22 protein-coding genes are annotated in these 26624 nt (G+C 59.9%); 12 read left to right on the top strand and 10 right to left on the bottom strand.

Translation table 11 applies throughout. The features are described 5' to 3' along the window. Window positions 1-6 precede the first annotated feature (6 nt). A complete protein-coding gene (locus PMI09_RS08940; protein ID WP_007791461.1) occupies window positions 7-966 on the bottom strand; it encodes a glycosyltransferase family 2 protein in 960 nt (319 codons plus the stop codon). A 546-nt stretch (window positions 967-1512) separates the two neighbouring features. Between PMI09_RS08940 and PMI09_RS08935 the strand changes: the two genes are divergently transcribed. From PMI09_RS08935 to PMI09_RS08910, 6 genes are all read left to right on the top strand, one after another. After that, window positions 1513-2631 carry an acyltransferase family protein gene (locus PMI09_RS08935; protein ID WP_037082375.1) on the top strand — a complete coding sequence of 373 codons (1119 nt, stop codon included), beginning with the start codon at window positions 1513-1515 and terminating at the stop codon, window positions 2629-2631. Window positions 2632-2634: 3 nt separating this feature from the next. Beyond that, window positions 2635-3429 (top strand): glycoside hydrolase family 16 protein, encoded by a 795-nt coding sequence (locus PMI09_RS08930; protein ID WP_007791455.1) that lies wholly within the window; start codon window positions 2635-2637, stop codon window positions 3427-3429. A gap of 1265 nt (window positions 3430-4694) precedes the next feature. Then, the gene (locus PMI09_RS31680) at window positions 4695-5693 is read left to right on the top strand and encodes a glycosyltransferase family 2 protein (protein ID WP_037082395.1); all 999 of its coding nucleotides are present in this window, start codon (window positions 4695-4697) and stop codon (window positions 5691-5693) included. Beyond that, complete coding sequence (locus PMI09_RS08920; RefSeq protein ID WP_007791451.1) at window positions 5690-6616, top strand: glycosyltransferase; 927 nt, start codon at window positions 5690-5692, stop codon at window positions 6614-6616. Before PMI09_RS31680 ends, PMI09_RS08920 begins: the two co-directional genes overlap by 4 nt. Continuing rightward, window positions 6613-7620, top strand: a complete 1008-nt coding sequence (locus PMI09_RS08915) for a glycosyltransferase family 2 protein (RefSeq protein ID WP_007791448.1) — start codon at window positions 6613-6615, stop codon at window positions 7618-7620. The genes PMI09_RS08920 and PMI09_RS08915 overlap by 4 nt, the downstream gene beginning before the upstream one ends. Before the next feature lie 4 nt (window positions 7621-7624). After that, window positions 7625-9982 carry a polysaccharide biosynthesis tyrosine autokinase gene (locus PMI09_RS08910; protein WP_007791446.1) on the top strand — a complete coding sequence of 786 codons (2358 nt, stop codon included), beginning with the start codon at window positions 7625-7627 and terminating at the stop codon, window positions 9980-9982. On the opposite strand, the gene PMI09_RS08905 is transcribed toward PMI09_RS08910, so the two are convergent. Continuing rightward, on the bottom strand, window positions 9983-10720 hold the full coding sequence (locus PMI09_RS08905; protein ID WP_007791443.1) for a metallophosphoesterase family protein: 738 nt from the start codon (window positions 10718-10720) through the stop codon (window positions 9983-9985). Window positions 10721-10879: 159 nt separating this feature from the next. On the opposite strand from PMI09_RS08905, the gene PMI09_RS08900 reads away from it, so the two are divergent. Next, window positions 10880-11980 (top strand): monooxygenase, encoded by a 1101-nt coding sequence (locus tag PMI09_RS08900; protein WP_007791440.1) that lies wholly within the window; start codon window positions 10880-10882, stop codon window positions 11978-11980. Between the two features lie 3 nt (window positions 11981-11983). Here PMI09_RS08900 and PMI09_RS08895 read toward each other — a convergent pair whose 3' ends face one another. Next, a complete protein-coding gene (locus PMI09_RS08895) occupies window positions 11984-12448 on the bottom strand; it encodes an RrF2 family transcriptional regulator (protein ID WP_007791437.1) in 465 nt (154 codons plus the stop codon). A gap of 195 nt (window positions 12449-12643) precedes the next feature. Between PMI09_RS08895 and PMI09_RS08890 the strand changes: the two genes are divergently transcribed. Further along, window positions 12644-13573 carry a LysR family transcriptional regulator gene (locus PMI09_RS08890; RefSeq protein WP_007791434.1) on the top strand — a complete coding sequence of 310 codons (930 nt, stop codon included), beginning with the start codon at window positions 12644-12646 and terminating at the stop codon, window positions 13571-13573. Window positions 13574-13575: 2 nt separating this feature from the next. Here PMI09_RS08890 and PMI09_RS08885 read toward each other — a convergent pair whose 3' ends face one another. The 3 genes from PMI09_RS08885 to PMI09_RS08875 all read right to left on the bottom strand — a co-directional run bounded on the left by PMI09_RS08885 (window position 13576) and on the right by PMI09_RS08875 (window position 17715). Further along, on the bottom strand, window positions 13576-14781 hold the full coding sequence (locus tag PMI09_RS08885; RefSeq protein ID WP_007791432.1) for an adenylate/guanylate cyclase domain-containing protein: 1206 nt from the start codon (window positions 14779-14781) through the stop codon (window positions 13576-13578). 29 nt (window positions 14782-14810) lie between these two features. After that, entirely contained in the window at window positions 14811-16430 is a 1620-nt protein-coding gene (locus PMI09_RS08880; RefSeq protein ID WP_007791429.1) for an MDR family MFS transporter, read from the bottom strand. A gap of 118 nt (window positions 16431-16548) precedes the next feature. Further along, window positions 16549-17715 carry an HlyD family secretion protein gene (locus PMI09_RS08875; protein ID WP_007791428.1) on the bottom strand — a complete coding sequence of 389 codons (1167 nt, stop codon included), beginning with the start codon at window positions 17713-17715 and terminating at the stop codon, window positions 16549-16551. A gap of 133 nt (window positions 17716-17848) precedes the next feature. Between PMI09_RS08875 and PMI09_RS08870 the strand changes: the two genes are divergently transcribed. After that, complete coding sequence (locus PMI09_RS08870; RefSeq protein WP_007791426.1) at window positions 17849-18751, top strand: LysR family transcriptional regulator; 903 nt, start codon at window positions 17849-17851, stop codon at window positions 18749-18751. Between the two features lie 151 nt (window positions 18752-18902). On the opposite strand, the gene PMI09_RS08865 is transcribed toward PMI09_RS08870, so the two are convergent. Further along, the gene (locus tag PMI09_RS08865) at window positions 18903-19112 is read right to left on the bottom strand and encodes a hypothetical protein (protein ID WP_037082393.1); all 210 of its coding nucleotides are present in this window, start codon (window positions 19110-19112) and stop codon (window positions 18903-18905) included. Between the two features lie 76 nt (window positions 19113-19188). Next, the gene (locus tag PMI09_RS08860; RefSeq protein WP_007791419.1) at window positions 19189-21240 is read right to left on the bottom strand and encodes an NAD(+) synthase; all 2052 of its coding nucleotides are present in this window, start codon (window positions 21238-21240) and stop codon (window positions 19189-19191) included. A gap of 276 nt (window positions 21241-21516) precedes the next feature. Between PMI09_RS08860 and PMI09_RS08855 the strand changes: the two genes are divergently transcribed. After that, entirely contained in the window at window positions 21517-22578 is a 1062-nt protein-coding gene (locus PMI09_RS08855) for an NAD/NADP transhydrogenase subunit alpha (protein WP_007791414.1), read from the top strand. A gap of 362 nt (window positions 22579-22940) precedes the next feature. Further along, the gene (locus PMI09_RS08850; protein ID WP_007791412.1) at window positions 22941-23972 is read left to right on the top strand and encodes a porin; all 1032 of its coding nucleotides are present in this window, start codon (window positions 22941-22943) and stop codon (window positions 23970-23972) included. 163 nt (window positions 23973-24135) lie between these two features. Here the strand turns inward: PMI09_RS08850 and PMI09_RS08845 are convergent, their stop codons facing one another. Beyond that, window positions 24136-24630: an RrF2 family transcriptional regulator gene (locus tag PMI09_RS08845; RefSeq protein WP_007791409.1), complete on the bottom strand. Its 495-nt coding sequence runs from the start codon at window positions 24628-24630 to the stop codon at window positions 24136-24138. 283 nt (window positions 24631-24913) lie between these two features. Between PMI09_RS08845 and PMI09_RS08840 the strand changes: the two genes are divergently transcribed. Beyond that, entirely contained in the window at window positions 24914-25540 is a 627-nt protein-coding gene (locus PMI09_RS08840; RefSeq protein WP_007791406.1) for a hypothetical protein, read from the top strand. A gap of 32 nt (window positions 25541-25572) precedes the next feature. Here PMI09_RS08840 and PMI09_RS08835 read toward each other — a convergent pair whose 3' ends face one another. Continuing rightward, window positions 25573-26601 (bottom strand): CorA family divalent cation transporter, encoded by a 1029-nt coding sequence (locus tag PMI09_RS08835; protein WP_007791404.1) that lies wholly within the window; start codon window positions 26599-26601, stop codon window positions 25573-25575. Window positions 26602-26624: the final 23 nt, after the last annotated feature.

The raw sequence follows: 26624 nt of genomic DNA, 5'->3' as shown, positions 1-26624 counted from the left end.
GTTCGACTATCTCGAGAACTTGGCCGCAGCCAGCTGCAGCGCGCTCTGAAGCAAACGGGGATCGCGCGCTGCCCAGCGTGCGAGTAGCCTGAAATCCGGCTTCTTGCGCCGGCGCAGCAGGCCGATCTGACTCCAGATCGCCTGCTTGCGCGCGGTGTTCTTGTGTTCCTTGATCGTCTCGATCTCCTGCGGCCTGCGGGAGAATCGGCTCTCCAGCTGGTCAAGCGCCATCCAGGTGATGAATTGCTGCTTGAGGAACTCTGGTGAGGCGTTATCCACGCCGTGGAAAATGTTGATGCCTTCCCCGCGCAGCGCCCCCGGCTCTCCGCAGAGCAGCACCTGTTTTGCCGTCATGATGCAATCACAGAAGAACAGCACGTCCTCGGCCGCCAATCGCAGGGCCGCGTCGAAACGAACCTTCTCGAACAGCGGCCGGCCAATGACCATGCAGGACATGTGCAGGAAGGCCCAGTTCTTCAGCATGACGCCGGCAAGATCCGGCACCTCGAGGATCAGCGGCTTGTCCATCAGGCGCCGCGCGCCGTCCTCTCTCTCGAGCGCGGCGATACCGAAATGATAGTCGAATTCCTCGCCCCCTTCGATGGACGCCCAGTAGCAATCCCCCCCTAACGTTTCCATCGCATGAATGGCATTTGCCAGGTGATCCGGTGTCCAGACATCGTCGGAATCGAGAAAGGCAACATAGCGCGTCGCCGCCGGGACGTGATTGAGGCCTGTGTTTCTCGCCCCACCCGGTCCAGCATTCGCCTGGGCGATCACCGTGACGCGCGCCCTGTCCTCCTCCGACAGGAGCGCCAGGTCCGCATCCACAGAGCGTGGTGACTGGTCGTCGACGACGATGACATCAACATCCTTGAAGCTTTGTGAGAAGACCGACGCCAGGGCGCGGCCAAGAATCCCGTCCTGACGCTGGTAAAAGGGGATGATGATCGTGAAGGTCGCCATACTCTCTCCTTGAGATACGCGAGTGATGTTTCCGCCCCAGCGCATCTAGGGGTGACTGAAAGCGCAGCAAGTCTGCTGCACTGCAAAATGATGACGTTCATTTCGGCCGAAGTTTGTCAAAGCGAATGGGTAGACCGGATCACACAAGACCGTATCGAAACGAAACGATAGCTCAGTCTCAAGCCGCAATTCGGCCACGATCGGAGCGGTTCGTCAGCTTCGCGTTGTAACAATCGTTCACCAGTCGACAAAAACTTTTAGGCCGCCTGACGGGGAAAGGACCCAGAAATTGATGAATATCATCATGTTATGAAATGCACTGCTGTCGTTGACGTTCAGGACGATTCGGGCGGACCGATACATAGGTTTTTTCCCATAATGAGCCAGGACAGGACGACTGTTACGAAGTGGGATCCCCGATCACTTTTGCTGCACTGCCATATTTTCTTCCGTGAATTCGCCCTAACTTCGGCGTGCGGGCTCGAGTCTGCTCTGATTGAAAACGGTCGCAAGGGGAGGTGCGGCCCAAAAGGGGTGACTGATAACGTGAATGTTGATGCGAATGTATCGTCGCGGATCAATCTGATGCGCATCGTGCTCATTTCGGGCATTGTGTTCGTCCATATACCGTTCGACGCCGCCAGCAGTCCCTATGACGGGACCTACGGCGCATTTGACTGGGTCCGGATCTTTCTGACGGAAGCGCTCTTTCGTGTAGGCGTTCCCTGTCTCAGCGCGATCTCCGGCTACCTGCTGTTTCGCAGCGGGCAGGAAAACTTCAGCTACAGGAAAACCGTGCGCACCAAGGCGCAGACGGTCTTCCTGCCGTTCCTGCTTTGGAACTGCGCGTTCATCGCGGCGATCATTCTGGCCACCAGTGTCGGGGTCGGCGACGGCTATTTGCCTGATCCACTCCGTGCGTCCGGCCGCGATCTGATGACGCAAGTGCTGGCGGTGGAAGATTTTCCGGCCAACGTGCCGCTCTATTTCCTTCGTGATCTCTTCGTTTGCATCCTGCTTTCGCCGATCCTGGCATGGCTGATCAGTCGCGCTCCGATTTTGACGTTGACCGCCTTGCTGGTGATCGCCCTGGTTCCGGAGCTGTCGATCTACATCGTTTTGAAGCGCTCGATCCTCTTCAGCTTCAGTCTCGGCATCTTCATTGCCCTGAAGCAGTTCGACCTGAAGGCTCTCGACCGCTTTGCGCCGGTTGGCGTCTTCTTGCTGCTCGCCGCCTCGGCACTTTTGGCAACGGCGATCTTCTTCACTGGCCCTTCCCTACCGGATTGGGTGCAGTTCTTCCGCAACGCCCTGGCAATCGTCGGCGCGCTCGGCTTCTGGCTGCTGTCGGCTCCGCTGATCAAGACGCAACTCGGCCAGCGGCTTTCGAAGACGGGAAGCCTGAGCTTCTGGATCTTTTGCGCCCATTACCCGCTGCTCGTCTTTCTCTGGATCCTCTGGGGCAAGGCGGACTTGAGCTTCTATCCGCTCTTCTTCGTCCTGTCTTTCGCCCTGCTGTTTCCGTTTCTCACTCTGTCGAACGGGCTGTGCCGGAAGAATTTCCCGCGCCTCTACGCAATTTTGACAGGCGGCCGAACCAAACGGTCGCCGACGCCGGCCTCGCCCCAGGACGTCTCTCGCAAACTCGTTACACAGCAAAGGTGACACATGACGACACAAATCGCCCATGCGCGAAAACTTTGCCTCAGCCTCATCACGATCGCGGCAGCCTGCGCTTCAGCGCTGCCGGCTTCGGCGCAACAGGCATCCGGAAAGTCCTTTGTCGATGATTTCGACAAGATCAACCGTGGCTTCTGGTACGTTTCGGACGGCTGGAACAACGGCGCCCACCAGAACTGCACCTGGTCGAAGAACAACGTGAAGGTTGATAACGGTGCCCTGCAGCTCTCGTTCGCGGACGGAAAATCCAAGGATCGGAACTATTCGTGTGGCGAGATCCAGACGACCAAGCGCTACGGCTATGGCACCTATGAAGCCCGCATCAAGGCGGGCACCGGCTCGGGCCTGAACTCTGCGTTCTTCACTTACATCGGCCCTGCCGACAAGCAGAAGCACGATGAGATCGACTTCGAAGTGCTGGGCAAGAACACCGGCGAGGTGCAGGTGAACCAATACGTGCAGGCCAAGGGCGGTAACGAGAAACTCGTTCCGGTTGGCAGCAAAGCCGATGAGGGCTTCAATGACTATGCCTTCATCTGGGAAAAGGATCGCTTGCGCTACTACCTGAACGGCAAGCTTGTTCAGGACGTTACCGATCCATCGAAGATACCGTCCACTCCGCAGAAGATCTTCTTCAGTCTTTGGGGTTCGGACACGCTTTCGAACTGGATGGGTCGCTTCGACTACACGAAGCCGGCCGTTCTGAGCGTCGAGCGCGTGGCTTTCACCGCGCTCGGCGACAAGTGCCAGTTCCCTGAATCGATCGCATGCACGCTCAACTGACCAGCATCCCGCAGAAATTCAGCGCGGCGGAAGCCGTCACACGAAAAGGAACCTCGATGCTCAAAGTGCTCTACCTTGTGCACGACCTGGCAGACCCTGCCGTACGGCGGCGGGTGCTGATGCTGCGCGAGGGAGGCGCCGACGTCGTGCTGGCTGGTTTCCGCCGTGGAGAGAATCGGCTTGCCGAAGTGCATGGGGTGGTTCCGATCGAACTCGGCCGCACCGCAGACGCTAAGTTTGCGCAACGCATGAGTGCTGTCGCAAAGGCGATGGCGGGCCTCAAGGCTCTGCTGAAGAACGTGGAGAAGCCCAATCTCATCATCGGGCGCAATCTGGAAGCGCTGGCCGTCGCGCATAAAGCCAACGCGCTTTTCGGCGGCAACGTTCCCGTTGCCTATGAATGCCTGGATATCCATCGCCTTCTGCTGCGCGACGACATCGTCGGCAAGGCGATCCGCCGCGCCGAGGCGCATTTCGGCAAGAACACAAAACTCATCCTGACGAGTTCTCCGGCCTTCATCGAGAACTATTTCAGTCCTCGGTCCGGCGTCAAAGCCGAGACGCTTTTGATTGAAAACAAGGTCATCTCCCTTGACGAAGCAGCTATCGAGCCGGCATTCGCACGGCCCCTGAAGCAACCCGGTGAGCCGTGGAAAATCGGCTGGTTCGGTGCGCTTCGCTGCCGCAAGTCGCTCGGCCTGCTTGCCGATTTCTCACGCCGCATGGAAGGCAAGGTCGAGATCGTGCTGCGCGGTCGTCCCGCCTACTCCGAATTCGAGGATTTCGATGCCTTCGTGCGCGACGAGCCCTACCTCCGTTTCGAAGGCGCCTACCGCAACCCGGAAGATTTGCGGGCGATCTACGACGACGTCCACTTCTCCTGGGCCATCGATTTCTTCGAGGAGGGCCTCAATTCGAGCTGGCTCCTGCCGAACCGGCTCTACGAGGGCTGCCTGTACGGAGCGGTTCCGATCGCGCTCAAAGGTACGGAAACGGCACGCTTCCTCGATACCCGCGACATAGGCCTCGCGCTTTCGGAAGCGAACGTTACGCAGCTCGAACACCTGTTCGAAAACATGACCGGCGAGCGTTACCGCGCATTGAGTGAGGCCGTCGCCGCGAAGGATCGCAAGACCTGGTTTGCCGACCGCAGCGATTGCGTGGCGCTCGTCGCAAGCCTTTCCCGCCTTGTTCCGGCAACCGCAGAGAGGGGCGGCGCCGGCGCAATTGTTCCCACAAGCGTATCTCCAGAAGGGTGGACAACCATGAAGCCTGACGTCGGTGCCAGCGTCTCCAGTCTCATCATCATTCCCTGCCTGAACGAGGAGAAGCACATCGAGGCTCTGCTCGCCAAATTAAGCCTCGAACTCGATCACATGAATGCCCAGATCGTTGTCGCCGATGGCGGCAGTACGGACGCAACTCGCGAAATCGTCACCCGCATCAGCGCCGCCGATCCACGAATCGTCCTGCTGCACAATCCGCGGCGGATCCAGAGTGCGGCCGTTAATCTCGCAGTCCAAACCTTTGGCCGTGACTACGACTACCTGATCCGCATCGACGCGCACGGCGACTACCCGGACGACTACTGCCGTCGCCTTGTGCAGGAGGCCGTGTTGACGCAGGCGGACTCCGTCGTGGTCGCGATGGAAACCGTCGGCTTCGGCGTCTTCCAGAAGGCAACAGCCTTTGCTCAAAATTCCAAGCTCGGGAACGGTGGCTCCAAGCATCGCGAGGGCGCCAAGGGGCATTGGACGAATCACGGCCATCATGCACTGATGCGCATCGCAGCCTTCGACGCTGTCGGCGGCTACGATGAAACCTTCAGCCATAACGAGGATGCGGAACTCGACTACCGCTTGAAGCAGGCAGGCTTCGGCATCTGGATGACCGATAAGACGCGGATGACCTACTATCCGCGCTCGACCATCTCGACACTCTTTCGCCAGTACCTCGGTTATGGCAGGGGTCGGGCCAAGAACATCCTCAAGCACGGCAGCATGCCCAATCTTCGCCAGATGCTTCCGCTTCTCGTCGTGCCGGTCTTCATCGGCGCGTTTCTTGCCGTCCTGAACTGGGCAGCCGTCATCCCGTTCAGCCTCTGGGCCGTTGCTTGCGTCGGCTATGGCTTCTGGATGGCCATCGGCCACAGGAACCCCTACGGCCCGCTCGCCGCCGTTTCGGCAATGGTGATGCACTTTGCCTGGTCAGCCGGTTTCTGGATGGAGCTTCTGAGCTTCCGCGGCAGAAAGGTCTCCTCATGAGCGACGTGAAATCCATGCAGATCGATATCGGCGTTTGCACCTATCGCCGCGCTTCGCTTGACGAAGCGCTGCTTTCGCTTGCGGTCCTCGCCGTGCCTGATGGAGCAACGCTGCAAATCATCGTTGCTGACAACGACAAGGTTCCGAGTGCGAAGGAACGGATTGATGCGCTTCGCCCGACCATTCCGCATGAAATTGCCTATGTGCATTGCCCGGCGTCGAACATCTCGATTGCGCGAAACGCCTGCCTGGACAACGCGACCGGCGACTTCCTGGCCTTCATCGACGATGATGAGGACGCCAGCGAGGACTGGCTGGTGGAATTGCTTGCTGTTGCCAGCAAGACCAAGGCGGATGCCGTGCTCGGTCCTGTCCGCAGTGTCTATTCCTCGACGGCGCCGAATTGGATGCGCGAGGGTGACTTCCACTCGACCCTGCCCGTCTGGGTCGGCGGCGAAATCCGCACCGGTTACACCTGCAACGTCCTCCTTCGCCTCGATTCGCCCCATGTGGCCGGTCGTCGCTTCAACCTCGCGCTTGGACGTACCGGCGGCGAGGACACGGAATTTTTCAGCCACATGCATGCCGAGGGCGGCGGGATCGCCTTTGCGCCCGAGGCCTACGTCTATGAACCGGTGACCGAAAGCCGCGCCGGCCTGTCCTGGCTTGCCAAGCGCCGCTTCCGTTTCGGCCAGACACATGGGCGGCTGCTTCAGGAAAAGAACACCGGCTTGCAGAGACTGAAACAGATCGGCCTTGCCGCCGCCAAGGCAATCTTTTGCTACGGCGCGGCACTTGCTTGCATCTTTTCCCCGATCCCACGGTATCGCTACGTCCTTCGCGGCCTCATGCATACCGGGGTCGTCAGCGGTCTGTTGGGCGTTCGCGAAATCCGTCAGTACGGAACGGCGGAGGCTGCATGACGCAAACCCAGCCCGACGTCAGCTTCATCGTCGCCGCGTACAACGCGGCGGAGACGCTTGCCAATGCGATCGATAGCGCGCTTGCACAACGGGGCGTTTCGGTCGAGGTGATCGTTGCCGATGACTGCTCGACGGACGAGACGAGAGCCATTGCAGAAAGCTACGCCGACAAAAACGTGAAGCTGCTGGCGCTTGCGCGCAACGGCGGGCCTGCCGCAGCGCGCAATGCGGCGTTGTCTGCCGCAACCGGCCGCTGGCTTGCCGTGCTCGATTCCGACGACACCGTCGAACCGGAGCGGTTGCAGCGCATGATCGAGCGCACCGAGAAGGCTGATGCTCAGATTGCCGTCGACAATCTCCGAGTCATTCGCGCCGACGGCACGCCGCCTGAAACAATGTTTGCCGAACAATCGCTGGCGCAGACGCCGGAGCTGACGCTTCCTGTATTCATAAGATCGAATGCCCTGTTTCAGACAACGCATAACTTTGGTTATCTCAAGCCGATCTTTCAGCGCGCCTTCATCGAGCGGCATGGACTTCGCTTCAACGAAGCCCTGAAAGTCGGCGAGGACTATCTGTTCCTCGCCTCGGCCATGGCTCTTGGTGGGCGCTGCGTGATCGAGCCAATCCCCGGCTACGACTATCAGATCCGTGAGGGGTCGATTTCACGCGTTCTCGCCCTTCACCACATCGATGCCATGATCGAGGGGGATAAGGCTTTCCTTCGAGATCACACGCTGGATGCGGAGGCGGCGGCCGCACAGGAGTTTCGCGAACGAAGCCTCCGCCGAGGCCGCGCATTCCTCATCCTCGTACAGAACATCAAAGACCGGTCGATCTCCGGAGCGATCAAGACGGCCTGGAGCAATCCGTCGGCAGTGGCGCATCTCAGGATGCCGATTGCCATGCGGATCCATCGCGCACTCGCGCCGCTTCGCCAACTGGTAAGCCCGCAGACCGACCTCACAGCCATCGATGGCGTGACCCGCTCCCGCAAAGGATAGAGCCATGAACCAACGGAACCTGACCTTGCACAGTTCTCTGCCCAAAGCGGCCGACGATTCCGATTCCTTCATCGACATCGATCGCCTGATCGCCATTGTTATCCGCCGCGCCGGCTCGACTGCGCTCTGCGTTGCCGCAACAGTGACGCTCGCCGTTGTCTATCTGCTCTTCGCGACGGCGCAGTACACGTCGATGACGCAGATCCTGCTCGACGACGATATTGCGAAATACGCGCAGGATCCGACGCCGGTGGCCAGCGCACAGCAGGTCGACATGCAGATCGCCAGCGCCGTCGAAATCCTGAAGTCGAACGAGCTTGCGCTTCGCGTGGTCGATGCCGAGAAGCTTCAGGACAATGAGACGATCCTCGACCCTCCGAAATCGCCCGCTGCGCTGTTCAAGTCCGGGATGAAGCTGATTGTCACCGCTTTGGCGCCTGGTGGCCCGCCGGTAACAGAAGACGATGCTCGCAACGGTCGCCGCCAGATGGCGGCAGCCTTGCTGCAGGAGGCGGTGGCGGTATCGCGGGTCAATCGCAGCTCCGTTCTCGCCGTTTCCTTCCGCTCGACCGACAAGCTTCTCGCGCAACGGATCACCAAGGCATACGCCACGGCCTACCTCAATGACCAGCTGAACGCCAATTTCGATGCCACGGAAAGCGCCTCGGTGTGGCTGCAGCAGCGCCTCGCAGATCTTCGCGAACGGTCGCAGCAGGCAGCACTCGATGTCGCGAAGTTCAAGGCCGAGAATGGCCTGACGTCCGCCAATGGTGAGCTGATGTCGGAACAGCAGCTTGCCGACCTCAACAAGCAGTTGATCGTCGCCCAGGCCGACAGCGCCAGCGCTTCGGCCCGCTACAACCAATTCAAGTCGATCGTCGACCTCGGCCCCGACAACGCCGTCAACAACGCGGCAATCTCGTCCGGCCAGACGGACAACACGGTGATCCAGGACCTGCGCACCCGCTACATCTCGGTGAACAAGCGCGAACAGGAGGTCACGACGAACTTCGGTGAGGACCACCCGCAGGCCGTCGCCTTGCGTGCCGAAAAGCAGGATTTGACTCGCCAGATCTATCAGGAACTGCAACAACTGACCTCCAGCTACCGCAACGAGTTCGAAGTCGCCCGCTCGCGGGAAGCCTCGCTCCGCCAGAACATCGAACACCTGACAGGCAAGAATTCGGAAGCCGACAAGTCGATTGTCCAGCTCAATGATCTCGAGCAGCGGGCAACTGCCTTAAAGACCCTCTACGAATCCTACCTCGGCAAGTACGAGGAGGCGTCGCAGCAGCAGTCCTTCCCGATCGCCAAGGCCCGCGTGATCTCTGAGGCTGGCGTCCCGGTTTCGCCATCCAGCCCGAAGAAAACCATGACACTCGGCCTTGCCATTGTCCTTGGCCTGATGGCCGGCGGTGCGCTCACGGCCTTCCAGGAATTCCGAGAGCGTTTCTTCCGTGTTGAAGGCGACGTCAGGACGATCCTTGGCCTCAAATTCCTCGGCTATTTGCCGCTGATCGGCAAGCCGCCGCGCGAGGGCAAGATCTTCCGGCCCCGTGCCAATCCTGCGCTGGCCCCTGCCGAAGCGGCCGCCGATTCCGGCGCGACCTTCGAACGCATCATGCGCGTCGTGCTCGAAGCGCCGCGCTCGGTCTTCGCCGAAACCCTGCGCAACGCGAAGCTTGCGAGCGACGTCATGTTCCAGGGCAAATCGGACCGCGTCATCGGCGTCGTCTCGGCGATGCCGGGAGAAGGCAAGTCGACCACGGCGGCCAACTTCGCCGCGCTTCTCGCCTCCAGCGGCAAGCGCACGCTGCTCATTGACGCCGACCTTCGCAACCCCGGCCTGACGCGCATGCTGAGAACCCCTCCGCAGCAGGGGCTCGTCGAGGCTGTTCTCGGTGAGGTTCCGTGGGCGAGTGCCGTCAAGGTCGATCCTGCGACGAAGCTGGCAATCCTACCGGTTCTGCCGAACGATCACCTCATGCACACCAGCGAGTTGCTTGCCTCGCAGGGCATGTTCAACCTCATGGAAAATGCACGCAAGATGTTCGACTACATCGTTGTCGACCTTGCGCCGCTCGGCCCTGTCATCGACGCCAAGGCATTTGCCCCGCAGGTCGACGGCTTCCTGTTCGTGACCGAATGGGGCTCGACGCCAACGAGTGTCGTGCGCGACCTTCTGAACGCCGAGCCGCAGATCAAGTCCAAGATTCTGGGTGTGATCCTCAACAAGACCGACATGACCGAGCTCGGCAAGTTCACCAACTTCGGCGGCACCGAACGCTACCGCCACAAATATGTGAGCTACTACACCGAAGAGACGTCAAAGAAGCGGGAGCCGGCAGAAGCCGGCGCCTGATCAGGTCTGGAATAGATGCACGCGCCCTTTCCATAGCCTGGCAACAGTGAGTTTGCCACTGTGGAAGGCCGCGGTATCGAGGTTTAGTCTTGTCGGCAGAACCTCCGGCTCGTCGTTCGGCGTATGGCCGTGAACGATTAGCTTCGGCAGTGGCTGACGACTCTCGAAAAAGCGATGACGGATGAAAACAAGGTCCTCGTCGCTTTGCGCATCGATCGGCAGCATGGGATCGATGCCCGCATGCACGAAGAGCACATTCGGCGTATCGACGAAAATCGGCAGGGAACGCAGAAAATCCACGTGCGGCTTCGGAATCGACTTCTTGATGAAGCCATCGAGCTTGGCGGCAGTCGAAAAAACCAGAGGCAGCTGCTCCGGATCGAGCCCGTAGGAGCGCAGTAACGCATCCGAGCCCATTCGCATCCAATCCGAGAAGGAAACCAGACCGTCAAGATAGTCGAGCATCGTGGTCTCATGGTTCCCGGTCAAGCAGATGCGGTCGAAATTTTCGGGCGGAAGCGCCATCAGGTGCGAGATCACCTGTGCCGATGACGGCCCGCGATCAATGTAGTCGCCGAGCGTGATGATCAGCTTTCGCCCCGGGATCGCGGCAGCATCATCAATAATCGCCTGCTCCGCCTTCTGCAGCAGGTCAAGTCTGCCATGAATGTCGCCGATGGCGTAGATCGGAATATCGCCGGGATCCAGTTTCAGCCGCTCACGGACGGTCGAAGGCATGTTGAACCTCTCATTGCGGGCGTCGAAGCATCACCACGCTTCGCATTGGTGCAATCAAACGACAATAAAATTCAATCGCTCGTGCATTCGTAGAAAAACGCGCCTTATCATTGCACCTGCGATCCATCAATCCTAGAGGCACAACGGATGGGAGGAGTGATGGGAACCGTATCGCGGTTTCATGACCGGACAAGACCCGCAGCGCACCGTATCGAAAGCGAGGAAGAGGCGATAGCGACCGCACGCCGCCTTGCTGGCGACTTCGCGCTGCAGGCGAGCGAGCGGGATATCAATCGGGTCTTTCCTCGCGCAGAACTCGACGCCCTTTTTCAGTCGGGACTGACAGCCGTCACAGTTCCCCCGGAGAACGAGGGGCTGGATGTCGCCAACGCACTTCTCGGCGAGATCGTCGCCATCATCGCCGAGGGCGATTCTTCGATTGCCGAGTGCCTTGAGCATCATTTCACGGTTCTCGAACAGCTCCGGAACGACCCGAGCGAAGAGCGAAGAGACTTGCTCTTCGCTCGCGCGCTGGCCGGTGATCACTTCACGGCGACGGCCTTCGACCAAGTGGGCGCTGCCAGTTCGCTTGGCGCCACTTATGAGCTGACGGGACGGAGCCTGCGGTCCCCTGGCCTTCTCTTCGTCGATTGGATCGTGGCCGATGCAATCGATGCCGAGGGCGAGCGGGTTCGCTTCTATCTTGCCCGCGAGAGCGAAGGCCTGCAAATCATCGATGACTGGGATGGTTTCGGGCAGAGGACGAATGGTGCCGGCACGGCCGTCGCCCAGGGCGTCACCGGCGACGCGAAAGCGGCAACGGACGATGGACCGCAACGTCACACAACGGCTTCGGCCCTGGCTGCTCTGCTCCATGCAGGCACGGACCTCGGTATTGCTCGAGCCGCGCTCGCCAACCTTCGGGAGTCCCCGCGCTCAGTCAGCATCGGCAAGCTTGCACTCTCCGTGCAAGCGACGGCCGCACTTGTCGAAAGTGCCGGCGGTAAACTCGATTTTTCCCAGGTCGGCCCGTCCGCCGGCACGGTTGATACCGCGTTCTTCTCTGCGTCCGCCGCCAAGATCACAGCAAGCCGGACGGCCCTTGATGTCGCCAACGCACTGTTCGAACTGTCGGGCAACGGAGCGACAAGCATCGGCCGCAATCTCGATCGACATTGGAGAAACGCACGCATTCGCGCGAACGACGCGGCCGCTGACGATCTCTACCAAGCGGCGGCAGCGCACTATTTCGGCGACTAACGCTTAGTTGGCGACCGAGAGAGCCGCTTCTTCGTCGGCATCGTCCAGCTTGTTGCCGGATGCGACGAATTGCTCGAGCGTCATGTTGTCGAGAATGTCGGCGATCGCGTCCCGGACCTCGGTCATGGAGCGCCGCACCTGACAGTTCTCGGGATCGGAACAGTCGTCGCAGGCTTCAAAGGCCGTTCGGCTGGCGCAGCGAATAGGTGCCAACGGGCCATCGAGTGTACGGATAACATGACCGATCCGAATTTCGGATGCTGGGCGCGACAACGAGTAACCGCCACCCGGGCCCTTCTTCGATCGAAGAATGCCGACATTTCGCAATTCCAAGAGAATTGTGTCGAGGAATTTCTTCGGAATGTTGTTGCGCGAAGCAACGTCGTTGATGAAGGCAGTTTCACCGGGCGCGAGCCGCGCCAGGTCGACCAGCGCCTTCAAACCATACTTTCCCTTTTTCGTCAGCATTTTCTTTTGCCTTACGCCCCCAGTACTCCATCCCCATTATTCAGCAAATAACGCCAAAAGCGTGAACACACAACAAATAGCTATTATTTATATAGTTTATATTCGCCTTCCGCTCGGCTGTAGACGTGTCGGCGCTTGCGCTCGATTTCACGGCGCAATAGTCTTTCTCGGTTTCAAGCAACCGTTGAAAATCCGATGGAAACGCTGGCAAATCTGGAGTCCTTTGTCCGCAGCGCTGAACTCGGCGGATTTTCCGCTGCAGCGCGCCGGCTTTCCATCACGCCTGCAGCCGTCAGCCGCAATGTCGCGACTCTCGAGGCCAATCTCGGTGTTCGCCTGTTTCAGCGCAGCACGCGCAAGCTCACACTGACCGAAGCCGGTGAACGCTTCTTCGCCGCCATCCGCGATGATCTGGAAAACCTGCAGAGTGCTATTGCTGCCGTGACAACGGATCAAGGCGAACCGTCCGGCGTTCTCAAGATCAGCATGAGCCCGGCCTTTGGCACCGGCTATGTCCTGCCGTTGCTTCCGGATTTCCTGAAACGCTATCCGCTTGTTCGCCCGGAATGGATGTTCGAGAACCGCCCGGTCGATCTCATTGCCGAAGGCTATGATGCCGCGATCGGTGGCGGTTTCGAGCTGACGGCCGGTGTCATTGCCCGTACGCTTGCGCCCGCTCATCTCATTGCCGTCGCCTCCCCTGTATACATGAAGGATCGCGTCCCGCCATTCGATCCGGCCGGGCTTTCTGCGCTCGACGGAATCGTCATGCGGTCCAGCAGCACCGGCCGTGTCCGTCAATGGGTAATGCGCAACGTCGCCGGCGAAGAGATGCCTGCCGCGCTGTCCGAAGAGATCGTTGTCAACGATCCCGTGGCCATGTGTCATCTCGCCCTCCTCGGTCTCGGCGTTGCCATGATCGCGACCGCAGATGCCCTGCCTTATCTCGAACGTGGCGAGCTCGTCCGTCTGATCCCGAACTGGTATGCCGATGCCGGGCCGATTTCCCTCTACTATGCAAATCGGACCCTGCTGCCGGCAAAGACCCGCGCCTTCATCGACTTCATCACCGACCGCTTCCAGAAGGATCGGCTGGCTGAGCGTTTTGCCGGGAGCCTCGGCTAGATTCACGGCTCCGGCAAGCAAAATAGCTCCACCTTCTCCGTGAACCCCTTGAGTGTGTGCCAGCCGGCCGAGACGGCTTGGGCCCGCGCCTCTTTCCGGAAAGTGTCGGACATCAGGAGCGGGACGCGAAGATCTCCGCACGCCGTCTGGATGCGGCTGACCAGATTCACATCGGGGCCGATCAACGTGAAATCGAGGCGACGGCCGGAGCCGATATTGCCGTAGCTGACTTCGCCGTGGTGCAGGGCGATGCCGACATTGAGAGCAATTTCGTCGAACTCGAACCCGTCAATTTCACGCAGGATGTCCCTGGCCGCGATCAATGCCGACGCGCTGCTGCGGCCCGCATCGTACCCTGGAAAGAACGCAAGAACCGCATCGCCCATGAACTTCAACACTTCGCCGCCCTCGCGCGTGATGGGTGGAATCACCTTGTCAAAGTAGGCGTTCAGCAACTCGAGCACCCTGTCGCTGGGGAGCTGGTTCGATATCTCGGTAAAGCCACGCAGGTCGCAAAGCAGCAGCGCTGCCTCAATGGATTCGATTTCGCCCTGTCGGATCTGCCCGGCAAGGATGCGCTGGGCCGTCAGGGGGCCGACATAGGTATCGAGCAGGCTGAGTTCGACCTGACGCATCACCCGCAACTCGCAGGTGTTGCGCAACGCCGGCAGGATCCGCTCCAGAACTTGGATTTCAGCTGGCGTGAAGCCGCCCGCCCGCCGGGTACCGAAGGCGACCGCGCTCACTGGCCCATCGGCATTGCAGAGCGGCGCGATCATCAATTGCTGGAGCCCACGACCTGCAAAGACATCGATGTCCTGCCAGCGTCCGTGGGCGCTGTCGCCAGACCCGACAACAAGCGGCTCACGGCTGTCCATGACCTTGCGCAGCGGACTATTGGCAAAAATTTGGCGCGCACCATGCTCGCGATCGTGAATCTCGACTGGATCGCCCGGAGCCCAGGCAAGCGTTCGGCCGATAAGCTCCGGATGAAGCGTCATGAAGTGAAGCGTCAAGCGATCGATCGGCAGACCAAGCACCCGCAGGCGGCGACCAAGGGCGGAGATCAGACCGGGCTCATCGAGGCCGTGGCATTCATCGCCAGAGAGCCACTCGATCAACGAAAGCAGAGAGCTGGTGGAACCCGCTGCGCGGTCGCCCCTCATCACCCGAGTTTCGGTTTCTTCCATTTGGACGATACGGTTCATGGCATTTCTCCCGGAAACGGGCGGAGGCGCTAGTGGGCGCCGCCCCCGGACAGATGGCCCGGCTTCTTCAGCAGGAGCGTTGCAAGCAGTGCGACGAGCAATGCGACACCGAGCAGAAAGAATGTGTCGCTGAAGGCCGTGATATTGGCCTGCTTGCGGAGCTTGAGCGCGATGGCGACGACGGCCTTGTGCGTGGCAACGGCCTGATCGCTGACACCGTGGTTCATGAAGTAGGCGGTCAGTTTTGCGACGCGATCCCGTGTTGCTTCCTCAAAAACGCTGACCGAGTTGGTCAGGATGTTGGAGTGAAACTGCTCGCGCTTGGTCAGGAAGGTCTGCAGGCTGGCGATGCCGACAGCGCCCCCGAGGTTGCGCATCATGTTGAAGAGCGCGGAAGCGGAGCCCGCGTTCTCCTGTTCGATGCCTGCCGTGGCGATGGCCGAGAGCGGCGCGAACACAAGCGCCTGTCCGACGGCGCGAATGACATTTGGCCAGAAGAGCTGATCGCTCGCATAGTCTCCGGTCATGTGGACGTTCATGAAGTTCGACGCGGCAAACAGCGAGAAACCGACAGCGATCAGTAGACGGACGTCAAAGCGTTTCATCAGACGGGGCACCAGCGGGATCAACAGCAGCTGCGGGATGCCCGTCCAGGCGAGTACCATGCCGATCTGTTCAGAGTTGTACCCTTGGATACGCGACAGATAGATTGGAAGAACGAAGGCAGAGCCATAAAGGGCGACCCCGAGAAGGACGTTCGCCACAATGCCGAAGCCGAAGTTGCGACGAACGAGAAGCCTGAGGTTTAGGAGCGGATGAGCCGTCTTCAGCTCGATAATGAGAAACAGCGTCAACGAGACGACAGCGATGACCGACAGCCGGACGATGAAGTCCGATCCGAACCAATCCTCCTTGTTGCCCTCCTCCAGCACCGTCTGTAAGGCGGCAAGGCCAATTGCCATGGTGATGATGCCGGGCCAATCGCCCTTGGCGAGCAGGCCCAGTTTCATTGGAGCGCGATCGAGCGAAGCCCAGAGCATTCCCACCATCAGCAAGCCGGGCGCCAGGTTGACGTAGAAGATGAACTGCCAACCAAAGTTCTCGGTCAAATATCCACCGATGGTAGGCCCGATGGCCGGAGCGAAGGTCGCCGAGAGCGCAAAGAGCGCCAGACCGATCGGCTGTTTGGGCTTGGGCAGCAGCGTGATAATGATGGTAAACGCCATCGGAATCAGGACACCGCCAGCAAAGCCCTGGATAGCACGCAGCACGATCATCTGCTGGAGGTTCGTTGCGAAAGCGCAGGCGACCGAGAATATTAGGAAGAGAACGGCGTTGGTCAGAAGATATTTACGCACAGAAAAGACCTGAGCGAGCCAGCCGCTGAGAGGGATAACCACGATCTCCGCGATGAGGTAGGAAGTCGAAATCCAGCCGCCATCGTCCTTGCCTGCGCCGATCGCCCCCTGGATATCCGCGAGCGAAGCGTTGACGATCTGGATATTGAGGACGGCCATGAACGCGCCGAGCGTCGAACCGACAACCGCGCTCCACATGCGCAAGGCGCTCATCGCGACAGCAGGCTTCGAAGCCGCTGCGGCCGCAGGATACCGGCTCGAATTGTTGGCGACGATCTGAAGAGTAGCCATGACGTTTCTCCTTCCGGCTCTGCGGAAAACAATCTCATGACGAGGTTCGGCTGATAATTCGGGAAAGGAGGGAAGGATCATCCAGTCAGGCTGGATAATCCTTCCCTAAGAGGACGGCCTACCGGGTGGCGGCTTTGGTGTCGATTTCGGGCTCGACGGACATTCCCGCGCGCAACAAGCCGCTCATTGCCTCATCGTCGATGACGATCTTGACCGGGATGCGCTGGACGATCTTGGTGAAATTACCGGTCGCATTGTCAGGCGGCAGCAGCGAGAACTCCAATCCGCTCGCCGGCGAAATGCTGTCGACATGGCCCTTGATTTCCACATCGGGGAAACTGTCGACCTTGACCTCGACAGGCTGCCCGGCACGGACGTTGGTCAGCTGCGTTTCCTTGAAGTTGGCGACGACATAGACGGAGTGCAGCGGCACGACGGCCATCAGTTGTGTGCCCGAAGTGACAAACTGTCCGACTCGAATGGTGCGGGCGCCAATGGTGCCGTCAACCGGCGCAACGATCTGTGTGTAGGAAAGATTGAGCTCTGCCTGATGCTGGGCAGCGGCTGCGCGGTCGCGTTGGGCGACAGCCTGATCGCGCTCAGTCTGAAGCACCGGAATCTTCTTTTCTGTGGCAACCAGTGCAGCCTGGTCTCGCTGAAGCGCCGCCTGCGCCTGGTCGCGAAGAGACTGGCTCTGTTCGGCCCGCGATTGGGTCCCGGCGCCGTTGGTGATCAGCCGCTGCGAGCGGGCCGCATCGGAACGGGCAAAATCCAGCGTCGCCTGTGATGCATCGATTGTCGCCCTGGCTTGGCCGATGATCGATTGTTGCAGTTCGATCTGCGCATCGAGATTCGTGAGGGCTGCTGTGGCAGCCTTAACGTCGGCCTTGGCCTGGGACAATGCGGCCTGATGGTCACGATCATCGATCTTGGCAAGCACCTGGCCAGCCTTCACCGCATCGTTGTCGTTGACAAGAACTTCGGCAACGTAACCGGAGACCTTCGGCGCAACCGTCGTATAGTCAGCCTTCACATAGGCATCGTCCGTGGATTCGATGAAGCGGCCTACCGTCCAATAGTGATGACCATAGTCGACTGCAAACGCGACACCGGCAAGAAGCGCAGCCGCAACGATCGTCCGTTTGACGATCTTGCGGCTGTTCTGGCCTTTGGCTTCGACGGCAGGGGCGACATCCGCGGCCGGCGCAGCCGGGGCTTCGGTGACCCGTGCCACCTCGGGGCCGCCGGCAGCCTCGAACGCTTCCTTGCGAGGTAATTCGACCATTGTCCTTCTCCAGTGGTTTGCCTCGTCGCGAGGCCTAACTCGATGAGACGGACAATGCGTTGTTACGCGCGTTCTGATAATCTGCTTAAATCTGGAAGGATCATCAACTCAGAGCGGATAATCGGGGAACACAATGGACAGGCTGACAAGCCTCACAGTCTTTGGTCGCGTGGTGGAGTGCGGCGGCTTTTCCGCGGCGGCACGCCGTCTCAACATGTCGGTGACAATGGTTGGCAACCACGTGCAGTCCCTGGAGGATAGGCTGGGCGTCAGGCTACTCAACCGCACGACGCGCAAGGTCAGCCTCACGGAAACCGGTAAATATTACTACGAACGCTCGGCTCAGATCCTGGCCGACCTCGAGGAAGCCGACAACACCGCCGGAGCGATGAGCTCGACACCGCGCGGTACGCTCAAGGTCTATACCAGCGCAGCCATCGTCCGTTTCCTGTTGCCCGTTGTCAGCGAGTATCTTGAACTTTACCCCTCGATCGCCCTCGACTTGAATGTCGGGGAGCGCATGATCGATATGGTCGAGGAAGGTTACGACCTGGTGATCCGCACCGTGCCGCCGCCGGATTCAAGCCTCGTCGTCAGGAAGCTGACACCGTGGAGGCACCTCCTCGTCTGCTCGCCAAACTATCTTGAGAGCCATCCGATGCCGCAGATACCGGCGGATTTGGCCAACCACAACTGCCTGCAATATACCTACTACCCCTACGGAGACGAGTGGCGCTTCGAAGGCGCCGATGGCGCCCAGGCGAGCGTGAAGATCGGCGGCAACGTCGTATCGAACAGCGCCGAGACGCTACGGCACCTCACGGCGACGGGCCAGGGCATCTTCCTGGCGCCGAGTTTCGTTGTGTTCGACGACATCGCCTCCGGAAGATTCATCCCGATGATGCCCGACTATCGCGCCGTCGAGTTCAGCATCAACGCCGTCTATCCGAACCGCAGTCACCTGCCGACGAAAGTTCGCCTGTTCATTGACCTGCTCGCGAAACGCTTTGCGGAGCACCGGAAATGGATGACGTGAAGGGTTGGCTCAGTTCGAGTTTTGCGTCGGGGGGCGGCGCGGCGTTCGGACTGCTAGCCCCCCGCCGGCGCTCTTGGCGCGGGGCCGGGGCCGCCTCCGGCCCAAACGCTGAGTGGCAAAACGCAGCCGGTGTTCGGCAAGTTCCGGGAGATCAGATCAGAGGATCGCGGCCTTGGGCGACGCTGAGGTTCAGTTCGCGAGCGATGTCCTCCGCATCCCTCTTGCTGAGGCCGACGAAATCCCTTCCGTCCGTTGCCGCCGGCAGCGACGTCAAGGTATCGATGATCGTCCACCTTCCACGCAATTCCTGACGGATCTCGTAGCGGGGGAGATCTTCAGATGGACAAGGTTCATCCGTCACGTTTTTCACCGCTCCCTCAGTGTTCTCCTGGATCTTATCTGCCGCGATGCGCCGCTTTTGCAAGTCACTCTTTGGCCTAGCCCTTTACGTCAGGAACATTGGCTTTCAATTCCTTCAGCCATATCCGGGCGTTACCGTCTGATGGTGCACGCCAATCCCCACGTGGAGACAGCGAACCGCCAGACGTCACTTTCGGGCCATTCGGCGATGCCGACCGCTTGAACTGGCTGATCGTGAAGAACCGAAACAGGAAAACCTCCATCCAGTGCTTGATCACAGGCAGATCGAAGCTGCGGCGCTTGTCGGCAGGGAAATGCGGCGGCCAGACGCCTGCCTCGGCATCCCGCCAGGCATTGTAGGCGAGGAAGGCGATCTTCGAGGGGCGAAGGCCGAAACGCGTCGTGTAGTAGAGCGCGAAGTCATGCAAATCATATGGCCCGATCTTGTCCTCCGTGCTCTGCATGACGCCGTTCTCATCGGCGGGAACCAGTTCGGGCGAAATCAGCGTGCCAAGAATACTCTCCAATGTCGCATTTGCTTCCGCATCGAAATCACCGGAACGGATCACCCAGCGGATCAGGTGCTGGATCAAGGTCTTGGGCACCGATGCATTGACGTTGTAGTGGCTCATCTGGTCGCCGACGCCGTAGGTCGACCATCCGAGACCGATTTCCGACAGGTCTCCCGTACCGAGCACCAGCGCATCGCGCTGGTTTGCGGCACGAAACAGGAAGTCCGTGCGCAGGCCGGCTTGAACATTTTCGAAGGTCGTATCGTAGACCGGCTTGCCGCCTGCGAATGGATGCTTCAGGTCCTTCAACAACTGCAGCGCCAACGGCCTTATGTCGACTTCCTCCGCGGTGACGCCCATGCTCCGCATCAGCGCCCAGGCGTTCGACTTGGTTGCGTCGCCCGTCGCGAATCCCGGCATGGTGAAACAAAGAATGTCTGAGCGCGGCCAGCCGAGCTGGTCGAAGGCGCGCGCCGCAACGAGCAGCGCATGGGTGGAATCGAGACCGCCCGAAATACCGATGCAAAGCCGCTTGATGCCCGTCGAGCGCAGCCGCTTCATCAGCCCCTGCACCTGGATGTTGAATGTTTCGTAGCAATCCTGATCGAGGCGGCTTTCATCAGCCGGCACGAAGGGGAAGCGCGCAACGTCGCGCTTCAGGCCGATATCGCCTTTCGGCTTCCTGAACTGGAACGCTACCCACCGGAATTCGTACCCCGCCGCGAGGTTGAGCGTCGCCGCATCATTGAACGTGCCGGTCCGCAACCGCTCGAGCCGCAACCGCTCGACATCGATATCTGCCACGCACATCTGCGACGTCGTCGGGAAGCGATCGGTTTCGGCAAGGAGGCTGCCAAGTTCGTAGATGCAGGCCTGACCATCCCATGCGAGATCAGTCGTTGATTCGCCCGGGCCGGCGGCCGAATAGACATAGGCCGACAGGCTGCGCGCCGATTGCGCCGAGCACAGAAGCTTGCGCGTGTCGGCCTTTCCAACCGTTATGTTGCTGGCCGAAAGGTTGGCGAGGATCAACGCACCCGCCAGCGCGCCGAAATCGCTTGGTGGCGCCGGAGCCCAGAGATCTTCGCAAATCTCGATATGGAAAACGAAATCGTCCATATCCTCGGCTGCGAAGATGAGATCCGTGCCGAATGGCACCTTCTCGCCGGCGACACGAATACTTTCGCCGCGGACGCTTCGTCCGGACGCGAACCAGCGCTTCTCGTAGAACTCGCGATAGTTCGGGAGGTGCATCTTCGGAACGACACCGAGAACACGGCCCGCATGAATGGCGACAGCGCAATTGTAGAGCCGCCCGCCGGTCTGCAGCGGCGCACCGACGAGAAGTACCGGCGTGAGATCGCGACTTGCCCGGACAACCTCGGCGATCGCAGCATCCACAGCCTTGAGAAGCGCGTCCTGCCCCAAAAGGTCGTCGATCGCGTAGCTCGAGATCCCGAGTTCGGGGAACACCATGAGGCCAACGCCCTCGGCATGTCCCTGGCGCGCCAGCTCCAATGTTGCCTGCGCATTGAAATCGGGATCGCCGATCTCGCAATTCGGCGTACAGGCCGCAACGCGGACAAAACCTTGATCATAAACCGAATAGAAATTCACCAATGCCTCCAGCAGCCAAGCCCCTCATGACTGACCATTACATCCAAATGCCTCCAGGCAAAACCTGATCTCGCACTGCGAACAGCCTTATTCGACATCGCTCATGCAAGCTGCAAACAGTATCCTGTAAAATGAAGGGCTTACCAACAGTTGCGAAAAGGGAAAGCCCGCGAAACTGCCCAAATAAAAATTACAAAACTGTCATAAAACTATGGAAGAGTCAGCCTATATCGCTCGCGCGCCACAGTTCGATTTACCCCTCTTCCAGAGCGATGAATGTCTAACCTTATCCGCGTCCGCGCCGGGCTGCTTCGGGAAACACATCCCGGTGAGCGTCGCGTTGCGTTGACGCCGGACGATGTGCGGCGCCTTTCCGAGCGTATGTCGATTCGTTTCGAGCGCGGCTGCGGCGTCGGCGCTGGCCACGCCGACGACGCCTATATCGTCGCGGGGGCCGAGCCCGCCGAGTTCGCTGACATGGTGTCCTCATCGGATATATTCGTCAGTGTGCGACAACCGGCAGCCACGCGGACTTTCCCAGCGACAGCGGTTCTGATTTTCCTTGGCTCGAACGCAGCACCGGTGGCCGGTCTGCCAGCTGGACAACGGCCGCTCCATCTCGACGTTGCCAGGCTTGCCGGGATGCAGGGCATCAAGGGTGCGGACATTTCATCGAGGCAGGCAGCAATTACCGGCCACGCCGCCGTACTGGAAGCGGCCAGGCAGTTCGGCATTTCGCATCCGATGCTGATGGTGGACGGAAGCTTTGTCCGGCCGGTCAAAATGGCCGCTTTGGGCAGCGACGCTGCAAGCCTGCAGGCACTGGCGACCGCGCGCCGCCTCGGCGCCTTGACCCATGGCTTCAGCCTTGCCAAGGATTCGCAGGAGAAAATCGAACGGCTCGGTGCCAAATTCCTCGGCATGTCCTCGGAGTTGGCACGGCTTCGCCAAGAGCTTTCCGTTCCTCTGTCCAAGATGCAATTGATCACGACCAACGTCGTGATTCCCGGTCAAACTCCCCCCGTACTGTTTGACGAGGACATGCTTTCGCGGCTGAGGCCGGGAACGGTCGTTGTCGATCTCGCCGCCGAAAGTGGCGGGAATTGCGCGCTGACGCGAACCGACGAAACCATCAACGTCTTCGGCATTCGAATCATCGGCTCCTCGATACTTGCGAGCGACGAGGCTGCCGAGGCGAGCCGGCACTTCAGTGATGGACTGAGAAATCTGCTGGAATACTTGATCGACGAGCATGGCGTTCTCAGGCTCGACTCCGGTGATCCCGTGGTGGCCGCGCTCACAGATAAAGCGAATCCAATGAGGCGCGCTTTACGATGATTCCGGCACGCGACTGAAGAAAGGATGTACGCAACCGCGTGACGAAATGCTGCGGCGCAACATTGTTATCCGGATAACATCCGCTACAAAAACGTGTTTAGTAACAATCAGTTATAGCCTGCGGTAGCAAACGCATCCTTGCGCAAGAATCGACAGTTGCCTTTGTGCAACACCGGAATTCCGCCTTGCAGCAAAACTCAATTTTGACTGTATCTATTATTGATACATTTAATCGGAAATGTAATTTGGCGCCGCGGACGTACCGCGTTTCCCGTAAGGGCTTGTACGAAACAATTTGGGGTAGGTAGAGCCGGGTTCGGCAATGATGACCTGTGCCCAATCGACAGAAGATTGGACTGATTATGAACATTAAGATGATCCTCATGAGCTCGGCGGCAGCCTTGGCTGCTGTCTCGAGCGCGCAGGCTGCTGACGCCATCGTTGCTGCTGAACCGGAACCGGTTGAATACGTCCGCGTCTGCGACGCTTACGGCAGCGGCTACTTCTACATCCCGGGCACGGAAACCTGCCTGAAGATCAGCGGTTACATCCGATTCCAAGTCAACGCTTCCCCCAATGCTGTAACGGGCGGCGCTTCCACTTCCGGCACCTCTGACTGGGATGCCGTTACCCGCGGTCAGCTCCAGTTCACTGCCAAGAGCGACACCGAATACGGTCCGCTGACGGGTGTCATCGTTCTTCAGACAAATGCCGACAATGCGTCCGGACAGATCGCAAAGCTCGACTCGGCTTACATCGACATCGCCGGCATCCGCGCCGGTCTGTTCTACAGCTGGTGGGACGATGGCTTGTCGGGCGAAACGGACGACATCGGCAGCAAGGTTACGCTGCATAACTCGATCCGTTATCAGTACGAAGCCGACAACTTCTACGCTGGTATCAGCGTTGACGAGCTGGAAGACGGCTACTACAGCGCCGGCGAACAGCCGAACAACGTTGGCGTAGCAATCGGCATCGGCGGCAAGGCCGGCGTATTCGGCTACCAGATCACGGCCGGCTACGACACCGACAACGAAGAAGGCGCCGTTCGCGCCATGGGTACTGTCGCTATCGGCCCAGGCACCCTCGGCCTCGCAGGCGTCTACTCCAGCGGCCCCAACTCCTACTATCAGGCTGCCGAATGGGCTATCGCCGCTGAATACGCCATCAAGGCTACCGACAAGCTGAAGATCACCCCAGCCGCCCAGTACTACGGCAACTACGGCATCGTCGCTGGCGACTTCAACGACAACAACGACGCCTGGAAGGTTGGTCTGACGGTTGACTATCAGATCGTCGACAACCTCTATGCCAAGGCGACCGTCAACTACCTCGATCCGGACCAGGGCAACGACGTAACGTCGGGCTTCTTCCGCCTCCAGCGCGCATTCTAATCAGAAGCGGCGCCGCGTTTTCGCCTCTCTCTGCGGCTATAGTTGCGGAGCGAGGCAGCGCGGCGCGGCGCTTGAAAGTTTCTGATCAGATTGACCTCCGATCAGTTAGGGGGGGTGGCTCGGGTTCCCTGCCCGGGCCGCCCCTTTCATTTTGAGGATGAAGCTATTCGGCGGCGTGGCGATCGCGCACGAGGCCGGCATCCACCGGCTGCGGATGGCCGGCAGCTTTCTGTGCCTCGAGGCGGCGTAGCTCCGCCACGCTGTCTTCGATGGTCACCGAACCAAGCATGTCGACGACGGCCTGCTCGGCTCGATCGCAAAGAAACTCCGAGAGATCGCCGATATTCTCGCCCACAAGGCCCTCATGCGGAATGTCGTGCCGGGTCTCCCAGATCTTCTTGTCGCCAGTCACGGCAGCATAGATCTGGCTGAGCAATATCTGGTCGCGCGGTCGTGCCAAGCGGATGCCGCCCTTGCCGCCCTGAGCGGTGGCGAGGATGCCGCTTTCATTGAGCGGCAACAGCAGCTTGCGCACGAAGCTGGCGCTTGTATCGAGCCCTTGCGCAAGTGATCGGCTTGTGGTGCGGAGATTTGCCTCGTCGTTGACGGCCACACTGATGACAATCTGTAAAGCAGTCGAAAAGCGCGTGTCGATCATGCTGAGCTGGGCCTTGCGTCTGAAGCCAGAGATCACAGATATTTGCCGCGCGAATTCATTGTCAAGAACGCTTGGTTGAAATCACGGCGACGTGACTGAAGCCTGGGGTAAGGCTCGCACATCGGCGACGCACCGCGAAATGAAGCCGAAGCCCAGGGTAATGGGGCCTTAGCCGCTTCAGACCATCCAGCTTCAGTGACCCATCACGCGATTTCGATTTTACGCCGGCACTTACCTGCAATACGCTTCGCCTCGCTAGAAACTTCAACCAGGGAGAGACGCCATGAGACGTAGGTTTGCCTATATCGCGGCCGCTTTGGCCTTTTCAGCAGTTGGGGTCCATGCTCAGGACACCGCCATGAGCTTCTTCGTGACCAGCGTAAATCCGGGCAAGGGCGGCGATCTTGGCGGCCTCGCCGGTGCCGACGCATACTGCAACACGCTTGCCACGGCCGCCGGCGTGACCGGCAAGACCTGGAAAGCCTATCTGTCTACCGACGCTGAAAACGCAAAGGATCGCATCGGTTCCGGGCCGTGGCACAACGCCAAGGGCGAAAAAGTCGCCGACGACGTGGCCTCGCTGCACAGCGACAAAAACAACCTGACCAAGCAGACCGCCCTGAACGAGAAGGGTGAAGTCATTAGTGGCCGCGGCGATACGCCGAACCGACACGACATCCTGACCGGCTCGAAAGCCGATGGTACTGCCGCGCCGGAAACATGCGGCAACTGGACGATGGGCGGCGAAGAGGGTGCCGCGATCGTAGGTCACAGCGACCGAACGGGCCTGAACGACTCCGCGGAAGCCAAATCATGGAATTCCTCGCACGCGACACGCGGCGGCTGCACGGTCAAGGCCTTCAACGGGACCGGAGGTGACGGCCTGTTCTACTGCTTCGCAGCCAATTGACGGCAAGGGATTACGGGACGGTGGATCGCTGGCTAAAGCCAGCCGATCCGCCGAAGCAGCCAGAGCGTCGCTACCGATGTGACCGTCACAAACACGACGATGATGACGAACGCCCAGGTATCGTTGACCCCCGGAATGCCTCCGACGTTCATCCCGAACAAGCCGGCCACCACGCTCGGCGGCAGCAGCAGCGCCGCCAGCGCCGCCAGCCGGTTGGAGTTGCGCGCAATGCGCTCGCTGATCACCGTCGAGAGGTCGTCGTGCAGAATGCCCGTGCGGTCGCGGATAGCGTCGAGGTATTCAATGAAGCGCATCAGCTTGTCGATCACCTCGCGCATCCGCAGCTTGTCGCGTTCAAAGAGCCATGGTGCGTCATCATGCTCGATGCGGTTCAAAGCATCCCGTTGCGGCGCAAGGTAGCGGCGAAGCTGCACGGAGCGCCGGCGCAAGAGCTTGAGGCGCTCGCGGACCTCGCTTGCCTCACCGTGAAAGATCATTTCGTCAAGTTCGTCCACCTCCTCATCCATGGAGTCTAGTACGGGCTCCAGGTCACGGACGAGCTTGTCGCCGATCAGCGCCAAAAGATCCCCGGTGCGATGCGGGCCCTTGCCTTTTTCTAGCGCCAGGCGAATGTCGCGAAGTGCGGTGATGTAATGGCCGCTGTCCCGTAGCGAGATGACTTTGTTGGCGTCGACCCACATGTGAAGCGGCACGAGATCGATGTCGGTCTGTTTCTCCGGCTCTTCGTCCGGCGCAGTCGCACACACGCCACGAAGGATGATCAACAGGCCATCGTCGACTGGCTCGACGCGCGGCCGCGTCTCCTCTTCCAGAAGCGCTTCCGTCACGAAGCTATCGAGGCCACTTTCCCCCTTGACCCAATCGGCCGCCGCTGCATGGTCTCGCTCCAAATGCAGCCAGATGATCCCATCGTCCGGCTTCCATCGTCGTGCTTGGGCAATGTCCAGCTGCCTGCAGCCGCCCTGCCCATCCAAGAGCAGGGCGAAGCGCAATCCGGGCTCCGCGCCGTAACTCAGCCTAGAGATAACTGTCCTCTCCATCGCGCACCGCATACAAGCCAGAG

It is taken from the genome of Rhizobium sp. CF122, from assembly GCF_000282035.1.
Taxonomy (GTDB): Bacteria; Pseudomonadota; Alphaproteobacteria; order Rhizobiales; family Rhizobiaceae; genus Rhizobium.
Note: the sequence above shows the minus strand (reverse complement) of the source record. Positions and strands in the feature narration are given on the sequence as shown.

Bases quoted from the DNA above. Each gene is read 5' to 3' on its own strand.
- PMI09_RS08920 (WP_007791451.1), top strand. From the start codon at position 5,690: ATGAGCGACGTGAAATCCATGCAGATCGATATCGGCGTTTGCACCTAT.
- PMI09_RS08870 (WP_007791426.1), top strand. From the start codon at position 17,849: ATGGACAGGCTGACAAGCCTCACAGTCTTTGGTCGCGTGGTGGAGTGC.
- PMI09_RS08875 (WP_007791428.1), bottom strand. From the start codon at position 17,715: ATGGTCGAATTACCTCGCAAGGAAGCGTTCGAGGCTGCCGGCGGCCCC.
- PMI09_RS08930 (WP_007791455.1), top strand. From the start codon at position 2,635: ATGACGACACAAATCGCCCATGCGCGAAAACTTTGCCTCAGCCTCATC.
- PMI09_RS08885 (WP_007791432.1), bottom strand. From the start codon at position 14,781: ATGAACCGTATCGTCCAAATGGAAGAAACCGAAACTCGGGTGATGAGG.
- PMI09_RS08845 (WP_007791409.1), bottom strand. From the start codon at position 24,630: ATGATCGACACGCGCTTTTCGACTGCTTTACAGATTGTCATCAGTGTG.
- PMI09_RS08900 (WP_007791440.1), top strand. From the start codon at position 10,880: ATGGGAACCGTATCGCGGTTTCATGACCGGACAAGACCCGCAGCGCAC.
- PMI09_RS08910 (WP_007791446.1), top strand. From the start codon at position 7,625: ATGAACCAACGGAACCTGACCTTGCACAGTTCTCTGCCCAAAGCGGCC.
- PMI09_RS08890 (WP_007791434.1), top strand. From the start codon at position 12,644: ATGGAAACGCTGGCAAATCTGGAGTCCTTTGTCCGCAGCGCTGAACTC.
- PMI09_RS08880 (WP_007791429.1), bottom strand. From the start codon at position 16,430: ATGGCTACTCTTCAGATCGTCGCCAACAATTCGAGCCGGTATCCTGCG.
- PMI09_RS08905 (WP_007791443.1), bottom strand. From the start codon at position 10,720: ATGCCTTCGACCGTCCGTGAGCGGCTGAAACTGGATCCCGGCGATATT.
- PMI09_RS08855 (WP_007791414.1), top strand. From the start codon at position 21,517: ATGTCTAACCTTATCCGCGTCCGCGCCGGGCTGCTTCGGGAAACACAT.
- PMI09_RS08895 (WP_007791437.1), bottom strand. From the start codon at position 12,448: ATGCTGACGAAAAAGGGAAAGTATGGTTTGAAGGCGCTGGTCGACCTG.
- PMI09_RS08840 (WP_007791406.1), top strand. From the start codon at position 24,914: ATGAGACGTAGGTTTGCCTATATCGCGGCCGCTTTGGCCTTTTCAGCA.
- PMI09_RS08940 (WP_007791461.1), bottom strand. From the start codon at position 966: ATGGCGACCTTCACGATCATCATCCCCTTTTACCAGCGTCAGGACGGG.
- PMI09_RS08835 (WP_007791404.1), bottom strand. From the start codon at position 26,601: ATGGAGAGGACAGTTATCTCTAGGCTGAGTTACGGCGCGGAGCCCGGA.
- PMI09_RS08915 (WP_007791448.1), top strand. From the start codon at position 6,613: ATGACGCAAACCCAGCCCGACGTCAGCTTCATCGTCGCCGCGTACAAC.
- PMI09_RS08850 (WP_007791412.1), top strand. From the start codon at position 22,941: ATGAACATTAAGATGATCCTCATGAGCTCGGCGGCAGCCTTGGCTGCT.
- PMI09_RS31680 (WP_037082395.1), top strand. From the start codon at position 4,695: ATGAAGCCTGACGTCGGTGCCAGCGTCTCCAGTCTCATCATCATTCCC.